Source organism: Amycolatopsis balhimycina FH 1894 (assembly GCF_000384295.1).
Classification (GTDB): Bacteria; Actinomycetota; Actinomycetes; order Mycobacteriales; family Pseudonocardiaceae; genus Amycolatopsis; species Amycolatopsis balhimycina.
In genome coordinates this window covers 5,014,332-5,031,219 of the sequence record NZ_KB913037.1, presented here as the reverse complement: position 1 = coordinate 5,031,219, position 16,888 = coordinate 5,014,332, and the positions used below count along the sequence as shown (strand labels likewise).

Below are 16,888 nucleotides of genomic sequence, written 5' to 3'. Positions count from 1 at the left end.
CCCGGAGGTGGCGAGGAGTGCCGTTGCCCGAAAGACCGCTTCGCCCGATTCTCGTGCTGGCATTGGTCTTCCTGGCCTCGGCCATCGTGCCGGCGGCGGGCGCGGCCGCCGCCGGGCCCCTCAAGGTCGGCTACGACGCCGTGGTCTACGGCGACTTCCTCTACGCGGGCAACGGCGTCCTGCGCTGCCCGGTCGCCGCGGACGGCGCGCCGACCGCCGGCCCGGTCGCCACCCCCGCGGCGTGCGCGAACACCGCGGACCGCAAAGACACCATGGCCAACGACGACTTCTTCATGCAGTGGGCCGACATCGACGCCGACCCGGGCACCTTCGACTCGGCCAGTGCGTCGGTGAGCGTTCCGCCCGGCGCGAAGATCGTCTTCGCCCGCCTGAACTGGGCGGGGAACACGACCACGTGCGATTCCGGCAAGAGCGTCCCTGTGGCCGTTCCGCCCGGGACGCCCGCGAAGCAGCAGGTACGGCTTTCCGTCGGCAGCGCGAAATCCGTCGACCTGGCGCCCGAGGGCTACGCCGAAGACGCGGGTTACTACTCGGCCCACGCCGACGTGACCGGCCAGTTCGCGAACGCCCCGACCGGAACCGCGCTCGACCTGACGCTCGGCAACGTCTGGGCTCCCAAGGGTTTCGGCTGCGTCGGCGGCTGGTCGGTCGCGCTCGTCTACGCCTATCCGGAGCGCAACGCCGACTACGCACCGGACAAGCGCAAGGTTGTTGTCTACGACGGGCACGTCCGGCAGGCCGCCGGCGACCCGGTCGCCGAGACAACGATCACCGGCTTCCGCGCCGCGGCCGCCGACGCCCACCTCGGCGTCACCGCGTACGACGGCGACTGGGGTGCGTCCGGCGACCAGTTCCTGGTCGACGGCACGCCGGCGGCCGAGCCCTCGACCGGCGGCACGTCGAACTTCTTCGTCGCGAACGCCGAAAGCGTCAACACGGCGGCGGCCGCGGCCCCGGGTGTCAAGAACAACTTCAGTGTCGACGCCAAGGCGTTCAACGTCGACAGCGTCGCCGCCGGCGCGACGAGCACCAGGCTCGGCTTCGTGACCAGCGGCGACGCCTACCTCGCGCAGAACCTCGCGTTCTCGGTGCCGGTGCCCGACCTCCGGGTCGCCGTGCGCGCGGACCGGCCGAAGGCGCACGCCGGTGAGCCGGTCGTGTTCACCGTCGTCGTGACGAACCCGGGCAGCGTCCCGGCGTCCGGTGTGCAGGTCGCCGCCGACGTCGTCCCGGACTGCGCGAAGCCACTCGGCACGCTCGACCCGGGCCGGACGGTCAGCTACTCCTGCACCGGAACCACGCCGGCCGACAGTTTCACGAAAGCGTTCACGAAAGCGTTCACGAACACCGTGAAGGCGACCGGCACGAGCGCGCTCGGCGACGCCCTCGAAGGTGTGGCCGCCGCCCGAGTCGACGTCTTGCACCCGGCACTCGGCCTCACGAAGACGGCCGACCGGCCCGCCTACCGCGCCGGCGACACCGCGACGTTCACGATCACCGCCGCGAACACCGGCGACACCGGGCTCAGCGACGTCGAGGTGACTGACCCGAAGACGCCGTCGTGCACGCGGTCGCCGTCCGGAACGCTCGCCCCCGGCGAAAGCCGCACGTGGGAGTGCGCGGCGAAGACGCCGATCGCCGACGGTGTCAACACGGCCGCCGCCGCGGCCCGCGACGAACTCGGCAAGCAGGTCACGGCCACCGCCGACGCCCCCGCGCCGACGATCGCGCCCGCCGTCGAGGTCACCACCACCGCGGACCACCCGGTGATCCACGCCGGCGACACCGTCACCTGGACGGTCGCCGTGCGCAACACCGGCGACAGCCCGCTCGCGCCGGTCAAGGTCACCGACGACACGACGACGTCGTGCTCGCGCACCTTCGCCGGCCTGGCCGCGGGCGCGACGCAGACGTACACGTGCACGGCGAACCCGTCCCGGACCACGACGTCCCAGGTGACCGCCACCGGCACCGACCTGGGCGGCCGGCCCGTGACCGCCACCGCGGCGGCCACCGTCACGGTGATCACCCCGGCGCTCACCCTCGCGAAGGACGCTGTCCCGGCCGTCGCCCGCGCCGGCGACCCGATCACCTTCACGATCACCGTCGCCAACGCCGGTGACGCGCCGCTGACCGAAGTCGCCGTCACCGACGACCGCACTCCGGCCTGCGCCAAGGCGATCGGCGCGCTGCCGCCACAAGGCAAGCAGGCGCAGGGCAGGCAGACGTACACGTGCACCGCACCCGCACCGGCCGACGACTTCGCCACCACGGCCACCGCCACCGGCAAGGACCAGCTCGGCCGCACGGTCAAGGTCACCGACGACGCCGTGGTCGACGTCATCCACCCCGCCGTCGCGCTGGCCGTCCGGGCCGCACCCGCCCAGGTCCGCGAAGGCGACACGGTGACCTGGACGATCACCGCCGCCAACACCGGCGACGTGCCGCTCACCGGCGTCGCGGTCGTGGACGACCAGGTCGCCGCGTGCGCGAAGCCGCTCGACACGCTCCAGCCGCGGGCGGAGCAGGCCTACACGTGCACGACCGTCGCGGGCGCCACCGGCTTCACGAACAAGCCGACGGTGACCGGCACCGACCCGACCGGCCGCCCGGTCGAGGCGGCCGCCGAGGCCGCGTTCGCCGTGCGGCACCCCGCCGTTGCGATCACCGCGGACGTCGTGGGTGGCCCGTTCCGCGCGGGCGACACCGTGCCCTTCCGGATCACCGTGCGCAACACCGGCGACGTGCCGCTGACCGGCCTCCGCGTGACGGACACGCAAGCCCCAGGCATGCAAGTCACAGGCATGCAAGTCACAAGCACGCAAGGCGCGAGCACGCAGGCCACCAGCACGCGATCCGGCACGTCAGGTCCGCACGCACGAGTCACCGGCTGCACCCAGACGATCGACGACGCACTCGAACCCGGCGCCACACGCGACTTCGGCTGCACCACCACCGCCCCGGCCGACGACGTCACTCGCACCGTGCGAGTCACCGCCACCGCACCGGTAGGCCCGGACGTCACCGCCTCCGCTGGCGCGAACGTGGACGTGATCCACCCGGCCGTCGCGATCACCAGGACCGCCGACCCGAAGGTCGTCCGCGCAGGCGACACCGTGACGTCGGAGATCACGGTCGTGAACACCGGTGACAGCGTGCTGCGAGACGTGTCCGTCGCCGACCAGCTAGCCGCGGACTGCGCCCGCACCTTGGGCTCACTCGAACCGCAGGCGAAGCAGACCTACAACTGCACCCAGTTCGCCGGCGAAGCCGACTTCGCCGCCACCGCGAAGGTGACCGGTACGGACGCCACGAACCGTCCGGTGACAGCCACCGCCGAGGTACCGGTCGACATCATCCACCCGGCGGTCACCATCACGAACGACGCGACGCCCGCGCAGGTCCGGCAAGGCGACACCGTGACGTTCACCCTCGTCGTCGCGAACACCGGCGATGTCCCACTGACCCACGTGTCCGTTGTGGACAGTCGCACTCCGGCGTGCGCTCAAACCATCGGCACTCTCCTTCCCGGCGCCCGGCAGCGCCACTCCTGCAAGGTAAACGCCGGCACCGACAATTTCGTGAGCTCCGCCACCGCAACAGGCACCGATCCGACGAACCGCCAGGTCAGCGCGACCGACGACGCGTCCTACACCGTGCTGCACCCTGGACTGGCGGTCGCCCAGGAGATCCACGGCGGACCCTTCCGGGCCGGCGACACCGTGACGTCCACGATCACCGTGACCAACACCGGCGACGGCTCGCTGACCACCGTCGAGGTCACCGGCGGACCGGCCTGCGTCAAGACCTTCGCCAAGCTGGAAGCCGGTGCCGCGCAGAAGTTCGACTGCACGACGACCGCGCCGGCCGACGACGTCGTCAACACCGCGAAGGCCACGGCGACCGCGCCCGTGGGGCCGCCGCTCGAAACCACGGACTCCGACAAGATCGACGTCATCCACCCGGCCGTGCAGCTCACGGTGGACGCCCCGCCCAAGCCGGTCCGTGCGGGGGACGAAGTCACCTTCACGGTGGTCGTCCGCAACACCGGCGACGTCTCGCTGACCGAGGTGTCCATTATGGACACTCAGGCCTGCGCGAAGAAGTTCGACAGTCTGGCAACGGGCGCGACGAAGACGTACACCTGCACCCGGAAAGCGCCGGACGACGACTTCGCGGAATCCGCGGAGGTGACCGGAATCGACCCGACCGGTCGCGCCGTGCAATCGGCCGATGACGCGAAAGTCGACGTCATCCACCCCGAGATCGCGTTGATGAAGGACGCGACGCCGTACGAAGTGCGCGAAGGCGCGATTGTCACGTTCTCGATCCTGGTGAAGAACACCGGCGACGTGCCGCTCGCCGGCCTGGCCGTCGTGGACGACCACACGACGGCGTGCGCGCACACCGGGCCGGACCTGGCCGTGGACGCGGAAATCACCTACACCTGCACGACGATCGCGGGCAAGGAAGGCTTCACGGGCAAGGCGACGGTCACCGCTCAGGACCCGAACGGGCGTCCGGTGACCGCGTCCGGCGACGCCGTGTTCGTCGTGCGACACGGCTGAATGGAGTAACGAGCAAGCGGCCGATTGCCGCGAAATCCGTGCCTGTCACCGAAAAACACGGGCCGGAAAATGTGACCAGTGCGTTCGCAGGGTTCTCGCTGTAATCGTTCCGTGATACGTTCCTGCGCCGTGTCCCCCATTGGTGAACGTGCTCGCGTGGTGATGGTGTCACTCAGTGTGCTGCTCGGCGTTTTTTCCGCCGCGACCGGCACCTGGATGGCCACCGCGGAAGGAAACACCGCCGAGCTCGGCGCCGCGGCACTGGTGCTGCCGAACGCCCCCGCCGGGGCCGGCGGCACCAGCGGCACCGACCTCTCTGGCCGTCAGGTCCAGACCACCACCACCGGCAAGCCCGCCGTGCCGACGACCTCGGCGCCGCCCCCGACCACGTCCAGCGCGGCGCCGACCCCGACCGAGACGTCCGAGGCCCCGCAGCCGACGACGTCCGAAGCTCCGCCGCCGAGCACCAAGGCCGCGGCGCGGGTCGCGCCCTCGGTCACCGCCCAGGTCGTCGCGCGGGTCAACGACGAGCGGGGGAAGGCGGGCTGTGCGCCGCTGGCCGAGGAGCCGCACCTGACGAAGGCCGCGCAGGAGTACAGCGACCAGATGTCGGCCGGGAACTTCTTTTCCCACACCAGTCCCGACGGCACCACGTTCGACCAGCGCATCAAGAACGCCGGCTACTCGAAGCCGGGCGCGGAGAACATCGCGAAGGGGCAGACGTCCGCGGAGCAGGTCATGGACGCGTGGATGAACTCCGAGGGCCACCGCGCGAACATCCTGAACTGCTCACTGACCAAGATCGGCGTCGGCCTCACGACGGCCGGCTGGTACTGGGTCCAGGACTTCGGCTACTGAGTCACGGGCTCTTGCTCCACCGCTCGGCGATGTCGCCGTAGCGGGCCAGCACCGTCGCCCGCAGGTCCGGGTCGGACCGCGGCACCGGTTCGATGAACACCTCGGTGACGTCGTGGAACGTCTGAGTCAGCTCGCCGGCGAGCCGGACGCAAGCGCGTTCGAGGTCCGCCGCGCCGAGCGAGTCGTCGAAGTCGACGCGGGTGCAGACCAGGACCTGGTCGGTGCCCATCAGCATGGTCTGCAGGTCCACCACGATCTCGATTTCCGGCGCGGCGGAAAGGTGGTCGCGGATGCCGCGGACCAGCTGCGGGTCGGCCTGGCGCCCGACGAGCAGGCCGCGGTTGGTCCGGCCGAGCAGGTACGCGACGCAGGCGAGCAGCAGGCCGATGGCGATCGACGCGGCGCCGTCCCAGACCTCCGAGCCGGTGAGCTGGTGCAGCCCGATGCCGCCGAACGCGAGCAGCAGGCCGACCAGCGCGGCCGAGTCCTCGAACAGCACCGTCTTCGGCGTCGGGTCGTCGATCAGCCGGAGGTAGGTCCACAGCGAGCGGTTCTCGGCCTTCGACTCCCGGACGACCTGGCGCACCGCCTGGACCCACGACGTGCCTTCGAGCACGAACGCCACGGCCAGGACGATGTAGCTGAGCATCGACGTGCTCTGCGATTCGCCGTGCCCCAGCACGGTCGACACGCCTTCGTAGAGCGCGAACATCGCGCCCGAGGCGAAGATCGAGACGGCGGCGAGCAGCGACCAGAAGTAGCGTTCCTTGCCGTAGCCGAAGGGGTGGACACGGTCGGCCGGGCGCGCCGAGCGTTTCAACGCCGTCAGCAGCAGGACCTCGGTGATCGTGTCGGCGACCGAGTGCGCCGCTTCGGACAGCATCGCGCCAGAGCCGCTGATGATCCCCGCGATCAGCTTCATGATGGCGATCGCCAGGTTCACCCCGCCGGCGAGCAGGACGGTCAGGGTGCTTTCGCCGCCGGAATTTTCCTCGCTCACCTCAGTGAGCGTAGTGGTCAGAGCCGCCGCAGGCCGTGCAGAACGCGTTCCATGAGCGCCACCGCCGGGCGGCCGTCGGCGTTGACGCGGCTGTCGTGGATGGTGACCAGGCCCAGTTCGGCCATGTCGTCCAGCAGCACCCGGACGACGCCGAGCGGCACGCTGAGCTTGGCCGCGACCTCGGCGACCGAGCGTGGCTGGTGGCAGAGGGTGCGCACCGAGCGGAACTCGCCGGTCAGCCGCGCGCCGTTCCAGTGCGCGCCCGCCCGCGTCGAGACGAGCGCTTCGATCGCGAGGTGGCGCCGCGACTGCGTCCGGCCGCGCGTGAGGACGTACGGGCGGACCAGTGTCCGCTGGGTGGGAACCGGATCTTCGGGGTCCGGAACGGCGAGCCGGTCTTGGAGGTCGTCGGGGAAGGTGCGAAGTGCGTGCCGCCCGGTCGTGGTGCTCCGCCGGTCCTCGGCCATTCGTGCCGCCCCCTGTTTCTGTGATCGTCAATGGTGCCCTCGCTGGCAACGGCGGCGGCGAGGAAAGGCCAGGATACGCCGGTTGTCCAGGGTTGCGACGATCGTTTGTCTTTGGCTTGATGGGCCATTTCGGTGATTATTGTGAACATGTTTCGTGAAAACGATTACCTCGACGAAGTCCCAGCTAGTGGGCGGTTCGAACATCGAGAACTGCTTTGGTGACAACCGGTAGTTAATCGGCTACGAATAGGCGAGTCGTGTCATGAAAACGGCCCCGGCCAGGAGTCCTGACCGGGGCCGTGCGTTTTCGAGAAATGTGTCACTCCTCCACGAGTGACGGCGCTCCGAGCGCGATCGGCTTCGGTTCCGGCTTGCGCTTGACCGCCTCCAGCAGCATCTGCGCGACGTCGACGATCTCGACCTTCTCGCTCGCGGTGCCGTCGGCCTGACGCGCGGTGAGGCCGTCGTTGAGCATCACCTTGCAGAACGGGCAGCCGGTGGCGATCTTCGACGGCGCGGTGCCGAGCGCCTCGTCGACGCGCTCGACGTTGATCCGCTTGCCGATCTTCTCTTCCATCCACATCCGCGCGCCGCCCGCGCCGCAGCACATCGACTTGTCGCCGTGCCGCGGCATCTCGCGCAGCCGCGCGCCGGTCGCACCGACCAGCTCACGCGGTGCCTCGTAGACCTTGTTGTGGCGGCCGAGGTAGCACGGGTCGTGGTAGGTGACGTCCTCGGCGACCGGCGCCACCGGTACCAGCTGCTTCTCCCGCACCAGGCGGTTCAGCAGCTGCGTGTGGTGCACGACGTCGAACTGGCCGCCCAGCTCCGGGTACTCGTTGGCGAGGGTGTTGAAGCAGTGCGCGCAGGTCACGACCACCTTGCGCGCCTTGCGCTCACGGCCCTCGAAGACCGAGTTCAGGACCTCGACGTTCTGCTGCGCCAGCATCTGGAACAGGAACTCGTTGCCCGCGCGGCGGGCGGGGTCACCGGTGCAGGACTCCTCCGAACCCAGCACCTTGTACTTCACGTCGGCCATGTGCAGCAGCTCGGCGACCGCGCGCGTCGTCTTCTTCGCGCGGTCTTCGAACGCGCCGGCGCAGCCGACCCAGAACAGGTACTCGGCGTCGCCCATGTCGCCGTCGAACACCGGCACCTCGAAGTCGAGGTCCTCGGTCCAGGTCAGCCGGTCCTTGGCGTTCTGGCCCCACGGGTTGCCCTTGTTCTCCAGGTTCTTGAACATGCCGTTCAGCTCACTGGGGAACGACGACTCGATCATCACCTGGTAGCGGCGCATGTCGACGATGTGGTCGACGTGCTCGATGTCGACCGGGCACTGTTCGACGCAGGCGCCGCAGCTGGTGCAGGACCAGAGGACGTCAGGGTCGATGACGCCACCGTCATCGCCGATCAGCGCCTTCTGCGACTCCGCGATGGCGAGGACGTCGATCCCCGCGTACATGTTGTCGCCGGACAGGCCGACCTCGTCGCCCGCCATGTCGCGCTTGCCGCCGGCCAGCAGGTACGGCGCCTTCGCGTAGGCGTGGTCGCGCAGCTGCGTGATGACCAGCTTCGGCGACAGCGGCTTGCCGGTGTTCCACGCGGGGCATTGCTCCTGGCAGCGGCCGCACTCGGTGCACGTCGAGAAGTCCAGCCAGCCCTTCCAGCTGAAGTCCTCGATCTTGCCGACGCCGAAGGTGTCCTCGTCGGGGTCGGCTTCCTCGAGGTCGAGGACCTTGCCGCCGCTCATCATCGGCTTGAGCGCGCCCAGCGCGACGCCGCCGTCGGCCTCGCGCTTGAAGTAGATGTTGAAGAACGCGCTGAAGCGGTGCCAGGCGATACCCATGGTCATCGTGCGCGCGACGACGATCAGCCAGACCGTGGCGCTCATCAGCTTGACGAACGCGAACACCGTGACCAGGTTCGGGCTGGCCGGCAGCAGCTCGCCGATCGGGTTCGAGACGAAGGCGGCCCAGGTCGGCGTCTCGTGCGCACCGAGCGCGGCCTTCGCGGCCCGGACGCCGATGATGCCGATGCCCTCGATCAGGACGACGGCCTCGATGAAGTACGCCCACTTGAAGTTCGAGCCCTGGAAGCGCGACTGGCGGTCGGCGCGGCGCGGGTGGTTGCGCTGGCGGATCGCCATCAGCACCAGGATGCCGACGATCGTGCCGACCCCGAGCAGCTCCATGAGCAGCTGGAACGGCGGGAAGTCGTCGAGGATCGGCCAGCCCCAGCTCGGCACGAAGACCTCGCCGTAGGCCTCGAACAGGGCCAGCGAGCCGAGCAGGAAGCCCCACATGACGAGCCAGTGCGCGGGCCCGACGCTGCGCTTGCGGTTCATCCGCGTGTGCGCGGCGAACTCCTTGATCAGCGTCTTCATGCGCGCCGTGAACGGCCCGTTGCGTGTCGAGTCGGGCTGCCCGAGGCGGATCACCCGCACGAAACGGGCGATCGTCGCGGCGAACATGCCCCAGGCGACGAGGCCGAGCGCGACGGAGATCCCGCCGAGCGTCAGTTGCAGAGCGCCCATCGTTCGGGTGCCTTTCGTCCGGATGCTGCAGTGATCAAAGCAGTGGTGGTGCCGGGAGACTAACCGTCCTTACTGATGAGTAACCCGTGGAGTGGCCCTAAGTCCCACCGATGTGGTGTACGTCGCTCTTTGTTTCGGGACGATCGTTCAGGTACTTTTCACCCTATGGTGAAGCTGCAAGTGGACGGCCGGAAGGCGCGAGGAGAGAAGCGGCGCACCGAAATCATCGAGGCCACGCTGCGGATCATCGAGCGCGACGGCGTCGCGGGCGTGACGCACCGGATCGTCGCGGCCGAGGCCGGCGTCCCGACGACGTCCACGACCTACCACTTCTCGTCGCTGGACGACCTCCTGATCGCGACGCTCATCTCGTGCGCCCGCGACATGGCGACCGAGGTCTACTGGATGATCGACCGGGCCCGGTCACGCGGTTCGCGCGGCGCCGAGGAGGTCGCGGGCCTGCTCGCCGAGGCGTTGGGGCCGCGACGCGGGCGCACGATGGCGGAGTACGAGCTGTACCTGCTGGCCGCGCGGAAGCCGGAGCTGCGCCCGGCCGCGCGTCGCTGGCTCGACGTCCTGACGTCGATGGTCCGGCACGACGACGAAGTGGCGTTCCGCGTGTTCCTCGCGGGCATCGACGGGCTGCTGATCCAGGGCCTGATCGACGACGGGCCGCCGTCGGCGGAGGAACTGCGTCCCGTGGTCGACTACCTGCTGAAACCGCGTTGACTCGCCGTTTAGCGTCGGGACATGCGGATCTTCGGTGACTACGAACTCGACGACGATCGGACGCGGCTCGACCTCGACGTGGTGTGGAAGTTCCTCTCCACCGAGGCCTACTGGGGTCGCTGGCGCACGCGCGAGCAGGTCGAGGCAGCGATCGACGGGTCGTGGCGGGTCGTCGGCGCCTACCGCGGTGACGAGCAGGCCGGCTTCGCGCGGGCCTTCTCCGACGGCGTCTCGTCCGCGTACCTCGCCGACGTGTTCGTCGTCGGCTCCGCGCGGGGGAGCGGGCTCGGCAAGGAACTCGTGCGGGAGATGGTCGACAACGGTCCCGGCGCCGGTTTCCGCTGGATGCTGCACACCGCCGACGCGCACGGGCTGTACCGGCAGTTCGGCTTCGGCGAGCACACCCAGGGCCGTTACCTGGAGCGCGAAGGCACGTTCCCGGCGCCCCTGCGCTGAGGACCAGCGCGCCAGGTCGGAAAGGAGCAGCGATCCGGGCATCAAGATCGGCTGCCAGGTGAGCACCGCGCTTGCCGTCCGCTCGTACTCAACGGGCCCGGCGCCGTTGCCGATCCGCACCAGCGCCGGGCCCGCTCGACAACTCAGCCCTTGTTCTCGTACACCGGCGTGATCACCGCGCGAGCCAGGGTGTGACCGAACATATTGAAGCCGAGGAACGCCGGGGTCGCGTCCTCCGGGACGTCCAGCTTGTCGACGTCCAGCGCGTGCACCGCGAAGTAATAACGGTGCGGGCCGTGCCCGGGCGGGGGTGCCGCGCCGAGGAACCGCTTGACCCCGCCGTCGCCCTTCAGGGTCACCGCTCCTTCGGGGAGGCCGGAGCCGTCGCCAGCGCCGGGGGCCAGTTCCGTCACCGTCGCCGGGACGTTGAACACGGCCCAGTGCCAGAACCCGCTGCCGGTGGGCGCGTCCGGGTCGTAGCAGGTCACCGCGAAGCTCTTCGTCTCCGCCGGGAAGCCCGCCCACGCCAGGTGCGGCGAACGGTCCTCGCCGCCGGCGCCGAAGATGCCGGACAAATGGGGCGTGGCCAGGGTTTCGCCGTCGGCGACGTCGCTGCTGCGGAGGGTGAAGGACGGCACGTCGGGCAGGGATTCGTACGGGCCGGGTGCTTGCGGCATGGATCCTCCTGATCAAGAACTCCGAGTCTGCGCCAGGTTAGGCCCCCGAAGCCGGCCCCGCGTGTCAGGGACGGATCTCAGGGTCTTTCGGGGGGTTACCCCCATGTACCACTCCCGCACCACCCCATAACGTTTTCTCACGCAGAGGGAACGACGCAGAGAAACAACACTGAGGGGACCAACGACCATGGCGCGCCCGCTTCTGGCTCTGGGTGGCATCGTCTTGATCGGCGTCGGCCTGGCGACCGCGTTCGGCTGGGGCTGGGGCTCGGACTTCGACAACACCAACACCGTTTCGCAGACCATCCGCAGCGTAAAACTGGAGAGCGACTCGGGATCGGTGAAGATCCGCACCGGGACGGGACCGTCCACGGTGCACCAAAAGATCAGCTACCACTGGCGCAGCAAGCCGGGTGAGTCGTTCTTCCGCGTCGAGGGCGACCAGCTCGTGCTCGCCGACTGCGGGAACAACTGCTCGGTCGACTACGAGGTCGTCGTGCCGCCCGGTGTCCCGGTGACCGGCCGGATGGACTCGGGCGGCCTGGACGTCGCCGGGGTGGCGAGCGTGGACGTCCGGTCCGACTCCGGCCACGCCCGCGTCGAAGACGTATCCGGCCTGGTGAAGCTGCGGCTGGACAGCGGCGGGATCGACCTGCGGGACGTCGGCCAGGTCCAGCTGAACGCGGACTCGGGCAGCATCAGGGGCACCGAGGTGCGTGGCCCGGTCGACGTGACGTCGTCGAGCGGAAGCGTCGACTTCTCGCTGACGCAGGCGAACGACGTCAAGGTGAAGGCCGACAGCGGCAGCGTCGACGTCGAGGTGCCGGGCGGGCCTTACCGCGTCATCGGCGGCAGCGACAGCGGGCACCGCGACATCGCCGTGCCGACCGACGGCTCCGCGCCGCACACACTCGACCTGACGACCGACAGCGGCAGCGTCACGGTCCGCGCGGCCTGACCTTTCTCTTACTACGGGGGCTTTTCCGATGGGCAGGATCGAACGGCGGGTGCTGGCCGCCGCGCTGCTGGGGGCGGTGGCGATGCTCGGCTTCGTGGGTTTCACCCGCGGCGAGGCGGCCGTGTCTCCGGCGCAGGGGGTGCCGGTCACCGCGGATTACCACTATCGAGTGACTTCGTGGGTCGGCACCCCCGCTGAAGTCGTTGTGCAGCAAGGAAATCCCGATTTCTCCCGCTCTTCCTGGACCGCCCGCCGCTCCTGAGTTGTCGGTGGTCGCTGTTAGGAAGGAAGCACGCCGAAAGCCGGCGTGCAGGGGAGGAAACAGATCATGGACGTGCGCCGGGTCACCGCGGTCATCGCGGCGGTCGTGGTCATGGCGGCGGTACCGGCCGTTGCCGCAGCGTCGGCGCTGTCGTGGCACCCGTGTGCCACAGCAGGAGCCGGCGGCGGAGTGCGCGACGGTCGACGTGCCGATCGACCGCGCACGGCCGGAGCTCGGATCGGCCCAGCTCGCGCTGGCCCGGCTGCCCGCGCTCGATCCGGCCCGCCGGATCGGCTCGCTGCTGGTGAACCCGGGCGGACCGGGCGGCTCCGGCGTCGGGTTCGTGCAGTTCGGCGGGCTGGCCTCGCCGGACCTCGCGCCGCTGCGGCAGCGGTTCGACGTCGTGGGGTTCGACCCACGTGGCGACGGGTTCAGCACCCCGCGCATCACCTGCGACGCGGCGACGCTGTTCGACCCGGCGCTGGACCGGTTCCCGTCGACCCGCGCGGGGTTCGAGGCGCTGGTGGCGCACAACCGGGCGGCGGGCCGGGACTGCCTGGCCCGGACCGGGCCGTTGCTGGCGAACGCGGACACGCAGAGCGCGGCCGAGGACATCGAGACGATCCGCGCCGCGCTCGGCGAGCCGAAGATCTCCTGGCTGGGCCTCTCCTACGGCACCGAACTGGGCGCGATCTACGCGTCGAAGCACCCCGGCCGGGTGCGCACGATGGTGCTCGACGGAGCCGTCGACCACGCGCGGCCGCTGCGTCAGGCGATCCTCGAGGAGGCCGCCGCGACCGAGGACGCGCTGGTCCGGTTCGCGGACTGGTGCCGTGGCTCGGCGGAGTGCGTCCTGCACGGCCAAGACGTCCTCCGCTTCTACGACGACGTCGTGGCCCGAGCGGCGCGAGGGGCGATCTGGTCGAGCGACCTCGGCCGCAAGGCGACGGCCGACGAGGTCTCGGCCGGCGTCTACAACCACCTCTACCTCCGGGAGGAGTGGCCGGCGCTGGGGAAGGCACTGGCCGCGGCCGGCGGGGAGTTCCCGGACGCCAAGGGGCTGACCGAGCGGAACCAGTTCCTGTCCCCGATCTACGGGGCCTACCGGGCGATCGGCTGCCACGACTTTCCGTCGCCGTTCACCGGGCCGGTGGACATGGGCGCGCTGGCCGGGCTGGTCCGCGCGGTGGCGCCGCACAGCTGGCGGTACTCCGAGTTCTGGGACCTCACCAGCGGGTGCGCCGGCTGGCCGGTCCCGGCGAAGAACCCGCCACAGCCCCACCCTGTGCGGGGTGCCTCGCCGATCCTGGTCGTCGGAGGCGCGCATGACCCGGCGACACCGCTGTCCTGGGCTCGTGGGCTGGCCGCGAGCATCGACAACGCGTCCTTGCTCACTCGCACCGACGACGGCCACACCGGGCTGTTCAACTCCGCCTGCGCCCGCGCGGCCGAGGTGAAGTACCTGGTGAACGGCGTCACGCCGGGCCGTGACCTGGTCTGCCGGTGAACCCGCCGAGATCGTGAGCGGCGTCACGCCCGGTTGCGGGGGAGACGGCCGCCGGACCCGGGAACAAGAACCCGAACCGGCTCGTTAGGGTGGGTACGAAGGTTGAGCGCAGCCGACTCAAGTCTGGCTTGACGAGTGCGCGAAGGCCCGATAGAACTTGCCAGAGCCCCGCTCAAGGTGGGGGCGAACGTGCAGGTCACGAACCAATAGCAGGCGAACTGCTTACACAGGAGGAAAGCACCATGGCGCGAGCGGTCGGCATCGACCTCGGCACGACCAACTCGGTCGTCGCCGTCCTTGAGGGCGGCGAGCCGACGGTCATCGCCAACTCGGAAGGCTCCCGGACCACCCCTTCGATCGTCGCCTTCGCCAAGAACGGCGAAGTGCTGACCGGTCAGCCGGCGAAGAACCAGGCCGTGACGAACGTCGACCGGACGATCCGGTCCGTGAAGCGGCACATCGGCACCGACTGGAAGACCGAGATCGACGGCAAGAACTACACGTCGCAGGAGATCAGCGCGCGCGTGCTGATGAAGCTGAAGCGCGACGCCGAGGCGTACCTTGGCGAGACGATCACCGACGCGGTGATCACCGTCCCGGCGTACTTCGAGGACGCCCAGCGGCAGGCCACCAAGGAGGCCGGGCAGATCGCCGGCCTGAACGTGCTCCGCATCGTCAACGAGCCGACCGCCGCCGCGCTGGCGTACGGCCTGGACAAGGGCGAGAAGGAGCAGACCATCCTGGTCTTCGACCTCGGTGGCGGCACGTTCGACGTCTCGCTGCTGGAGATCGGCGAGGGCGTCGTCGAGGTCCGCGCGACCTCCGGTGACAACCACCTCGGTGGCGACGACTGGGACGAGCGCATCGTCAAGTGGCTGGTCGACAAGTTCAAGGCCACGAACGGCATCGACCTGACCAAGGACAAGATGGCGCTGCAGCGCATCCGCGAGGCGGCGGAGAAGGCCAAGATCGAGCTGTCCAGCTCGAACTCGGCCAGCATCAACCTGCCGTACATCACCGTGGACGCGGACAAGAACCCGCTGTTCCTCGACGAGACGCTCTCGCGCGCCGAGTTCCAGAAGATCACCGCGGACCTGCTCGAGCGCACCCGCAATCCGTTCAACAACGTCATCCGGGACGCGGGCATCGCCGTCGGCGACATCGACCACGTCGTGCTCGTCGGTGGTTCCACCCGCATGCCTGCCGTGTCGGACCTGGTCAAGGAGCTGACCGGCGGCCGCGAGCCGAACAAGGGCGTGAACCCGGACGAGGTCGTCGCGGTCGGCGCGGCGCTGCAGGCCGGTGTCCTGAAGGGCGAGGTCAAGGACGTCCTGCTGCTGGACGTCACCCCGCTGTCGCTCGGCATCGAGACCAAGGGTGGCGTGTTCACCAAGCTCATCGAGCGCAACACCACGATCCCGACCAAGCGCTCGGAGATCTTCTCCACCGCGGACGACAACCAGCCGTCGGTGCAGATCCAGGTGTTCCAGGGTGAGCGCGAGATCGCCGCGCACAACAAGAAGCTCGGCATGTTCGAGCTGACCGGTCTCCCGCCTGCCCCGCGTGGCGTGCCGCAGATCGAGGTCACCTTCGACATCGACGCCAACGGCATCGTGCACGTGACCGCGAAGGACCTGGGCACGAACAAGGAGCAGTCGATGACGATCACCGGCGGCTCCGCGCTGCCGAAGGACGACATCGAGCGGATGGTCAAGGACGCCGAGGCGCACGCCGAGGAGGACAAGACCCGGCGCGAAGAGGCCGAGACCCGCAACCAGGCGGAGACGCTGGTCTACCAGACCGAGAAGTTCCTCAAGGACAACGACGACAAGCTGCCCGAGGACCTCAAGGGCAAGGTCAAGTCCGCGATCGACGAGTCGAACGAGGCGCTCAAGGGCACCGACTCGACCAAGATCCGCGAGTCGATCGAGAAGCTGAACGCCGCTTCGCAGGAACTGGGCACCGCCCTGTACGCCAACGCGAACGCCGACGCGGCGGCTGGTGCGGCCGGTGCCTCGGGCGCGGCTGGTGCGGCCGGCGACGCCGGTGCGGCCGGCGGCCAGGCCAAGGCCGATGACGTGGTGGACGCCGAGATCGTCGAAGAGGACGAGAAGAAGTGACCCACAGCTACGACGAATCCGAGAACCAGGGCCGAGGCCCCGAGGAGCCGGTGGTCGTGCGGGATCGACGCCGGGTGGACCCCCAGACCGGGCAGGTCCGCCCGGCCGGTCCGGCCCACGCCGCGCCGGAACCGGACGAGGCGCCCGTGGAACACGCGGGGCCCTCGCTCGGCGAGTCCATTGTGGACGATTCGGTGGCTGTCGTCTCCGACGTGGAGAAGGAGCTGGCCGAGCGCACCGCCGACCTCCAGCGCCTGCAGGCGGAGTACGCCAACTACCGCAAGCGGGTCGAGCGTGACCGCGAGGCGGTCGTGATCGGCGCGAAGGCGACCGTGGTGAACGACCTGCTGCCGCTGCTCGACGACCTCGAGCGGGCCGAGCAGCACGGTGACCTCACCGGTGCGTTCAAAGCGGTCGGCGACAAGCTGATCAGCGGCCTGCAGCGCGCGGGTCTCGAGTCGTTCGGCGCCGAAGGCGAGCCCTTCGACCCGAGCGTGCACGAGGCCGTGCAGCACAACACCTCGCCGGACGTGGCGGGCCCGACGGTCACCGTGGTCATGCGCCGCGGCTACCGCTTCGGGGACCGCGTACTGCGGGCGGCGCTGGTCGGCGTGACCGATCACGAGCCCGGTGCGGCCCCGGTGGACCCGTCCGTCGGTGGCGAGCGGCCACTCGGCGGCGGAGTCGATGAAGAGCAGCAGTAAGCACTATCCGGTTCAAGTGAGAGGAGGA

The 16,888-nt window shown here is 69.6% G+C and carries 13 protein-coding genes; 9 read left to right on the top strand and 4 right to left on the bottom strand.

Features of this window, described 5'->3' with window-relative positions:
* Positions 1-53 precede the first annotated feature (53 nt).
* Complete coding sequence (locus tag A3CE_RS0122465) at positions 54-4,589, top strand: DUF7507 domain-containing protein (protein ID WP_026468751.1); 4,536 nt, start codon at positions 54-56, stop codon at positions 4,587-4,589.
* A 156-nt stretch (positions 4,590-4,745) separates the two neighbouring features.
* A complete protein-coding gene (locus A3CE_RS0122460) occupies positions 4,746-5,447 on the top strand; it encodes a CAP domain-containing protein (RefSeq protein WP_020642365.1) in 702 nt (233 codons plus the stop codon).
* Between the two features lies 1 nt (position 5,448).
* Here A3CE_RS0122460 and A3CE_RS0122455 read toward each other — a convergent pair whose 3' ends face one another.
* The 3 genes from A3CE_RS0122455 to A3CE_RS0122445 all read right to left on the bottom strand — a co-directional run bounded on the left by A3CE_RS0122455 (position 5,449) and on the right by A3CE_RS0122445 (position 9,447).
* Positions 5,449-6,447 carry a cation diffusion facilitator family transporter gene (locus tag A3CE_RS0122455; RefSeq protein WP_020642364.1) on the bottom strand — a complete coding sequence of 333 codons (999 nt, stop codon included), beginning with the start codon at positions 6,445-6,447 and terminating at the stop codon, positions 5,449-5,451.
* Positions 6,448-6,464: 17 nt separating this feature from the next.
* Positions 6,465-6,914 carry a DUF742 domain-containing protein gene (locus tag A3CE_RS0122450; RefSeq protein ID WP_020642363.1) on the bottom strand — a complete coding sequence of 150 codons (450 nt, stop codon included), beginning with the start codon at positions 6,912-6,914 and terminating at the stop codon, positions 6,465-6,467.
* 319 nt (positions 6,915-7,233) lie between these two features.
* Positions 7,234-9,447, bottom strand: a complete 2,214-nt coding sequence (locus A3CE_RS0122445; RefSeq protein ID WP_020642362.1) for a (Fe-S)-binding protein — start codon at positions 9,445-9,447, stop codon at positions 7,234-7,236.
* 168 nt (positions 9,448-9,615) lie between these two features.
* Here A3CE_RS0122445 and A3CE_RS0122440 point away from each other — a divergent pair, with 168 nt between their 5' ends.
* Both A3CE_RS0122440 and A3CE_RS0122435 read left to right on the top strand, forming a co-directional pair.
* Positions 9,616-10,176 (top strand): TetR/AcrR family transcriptional regulator, encoded by a 561-nt coding sequence (locus tag A3CE_RS0122440; protein WP_026468750.1) that lies wholly within the window; start codon positions 9,616-9,618, stop codon positions 10,174-10,176.
* A gap of 21 nt (positions 10,177-10,197) precedes the next feature.
* On the top strand, positions 10,198-10,632 hold the full coding sequence (locus tag A3CE_RS0122435) for a GNAT family N-acetyltransferase (RefSeq protein WP_020642360.1): 435 nt from the start codon (positions 10,198-10,200) through the stop codon (positions 10,630-10,632).
* A 143-nt stretch (positions 10,633-10,775) separates the two neighbouring features.
* Here A3CE_RS0122435 and A3CE_RS0122430 read toward each other — a convergent pair whose 3' ends face one another.
* Positions 10,776-11,309, bottom strand: a complete 534-nt coding sequence (locus tag A3CE_RS0122430) for a YbhB/YbcL family Raf kinase inhibitor-like protein (protein WP_020642359.1) — start codon at positions 11,307-11,309, stop codon at positions 10,776-10,778.
* Positions 11,310-11,496: 187 nt separating this feature from the next.
* Here A3CE_RS0122430 and A3CE_RS0122425 point away from each other — a divergent pair, with 187 nt between their 5' ends.
* The 5 genes from A3CE_RS0122425 to grpE all read left to right on the top strand — a co-directional run bounded on the left by A3CE_RS0122425 (position 11,497) and on the right by grpE (position 16,860).
* Entirely contained in the window at positions 11,497-12,267 is a 771-nt protein-coding gene (locus tag A3CE_RS0122425) for a DUF4097 family beta strand repeat-containing protein (RefSeq protein ID WP_020642358.1), read from the top strand.
* Positions 12,268-12,295: 28 nt separating this feature from the next.
* The gene (locus A3CE_RS0122420; RefSeq protein ID WP_020642357.1) at positions 12,296-12,529 is read left to right on the top strand and encodes a hypothetical protein; all 234 of its coding nucleotides are present in this window, start codon (positions 12,296-12,298) and stop codon (positions 12,527-12,529) included.
* A 163-nt stretch (positions 12,530-12,692) separates the two neighbouring features.
* On the top strand, positions 12,693-14,036 hold the full coding sequence (locus tag A3CE_RS51490; RefSeq protein ID WP_020642355.1) for an alpha/beta hydrolase: 1,344 nt from the start codon (positions 12,693-12,695) through the stop codon (positions 14,034-14,036).
* Between the two features lie 242 nt (positions 14,037-14,278).
* Positions 14,279-16,156 (top strand): molecular chaperone DnaK, encoded by a 1,878-nt coding sequence (gene dnaK, locus A3CE_RS0122410; RefSeq protein ID WP_020642354.1) that lies wholly within the window; start codon positions 14,279-14,281, stop codon positions 16,154-16,156.
* A complete protein-coding gene (gene grpE, locus A3CE_RS0122405; protein ID WP_020642353.1) occupies positions 16,153-16,860 on the top strand; it encodes a nucleotide exchange factor GrpE in 708 nt (235 codons plus the stop codon). Before dnaK ends, grpE begins: the two co-directional genes overlap by 4 nt.
* The last annotated feature ends 28 nt before the right edge of the window (positions 16,861-16,888 follow it).

Coding starts and splice junctions, on each gene's coding strand:
- A3CE_RS0122450 (WP_020642363.1), bottom strand. CDS start 6,914: ATGGCCGAGGACCGGCGGAGCACCACGACCGGGCGGCACGCACTTCGC.
- A3CE_RS0122445 (WP_020642362.1), bottom strand. CDS start 9,447: ATGGGCGCTCTGCAACTGACGCTCGGCGGGATCTCCGTCGCGCTCGGC.
- A3CE_RS0122435 (WP_020642360.1), top strand. CDS start 10,198: ATGCGGATCTTCGGTGACTACGAACTCGACGACGATCGGACGCGGCTC.
- A3CE_RS0122430 (WP_020642359.1), bottom strand. CDS start 11,309: ATGCCGCAAGCACCCGGCCCGTACGAATCCCTGCCCGACGTGCCGTCC.
- A3CE_RS0122425 (WP_020642358.1), top strand. CDS start 11,497: ATGGCGCGCCCGCTTCTGGCTCTGGGTGGCATCGTCTTGATCGGCGTC.
- A3CE_RS0122420 (WP_020642357.1), top strand. CDS start 12,296: ATGGGCAGGATCGAACGGCGGGTGCTGGCCGCCGCGCTGCTGGGGGCG.
- dnaK (WP_020642354.1), top strand. CDS start 14,279: ATGGCGCGAGCGGTCGGCATCGACCTCGGCACGACCAACTCGGTCGTC.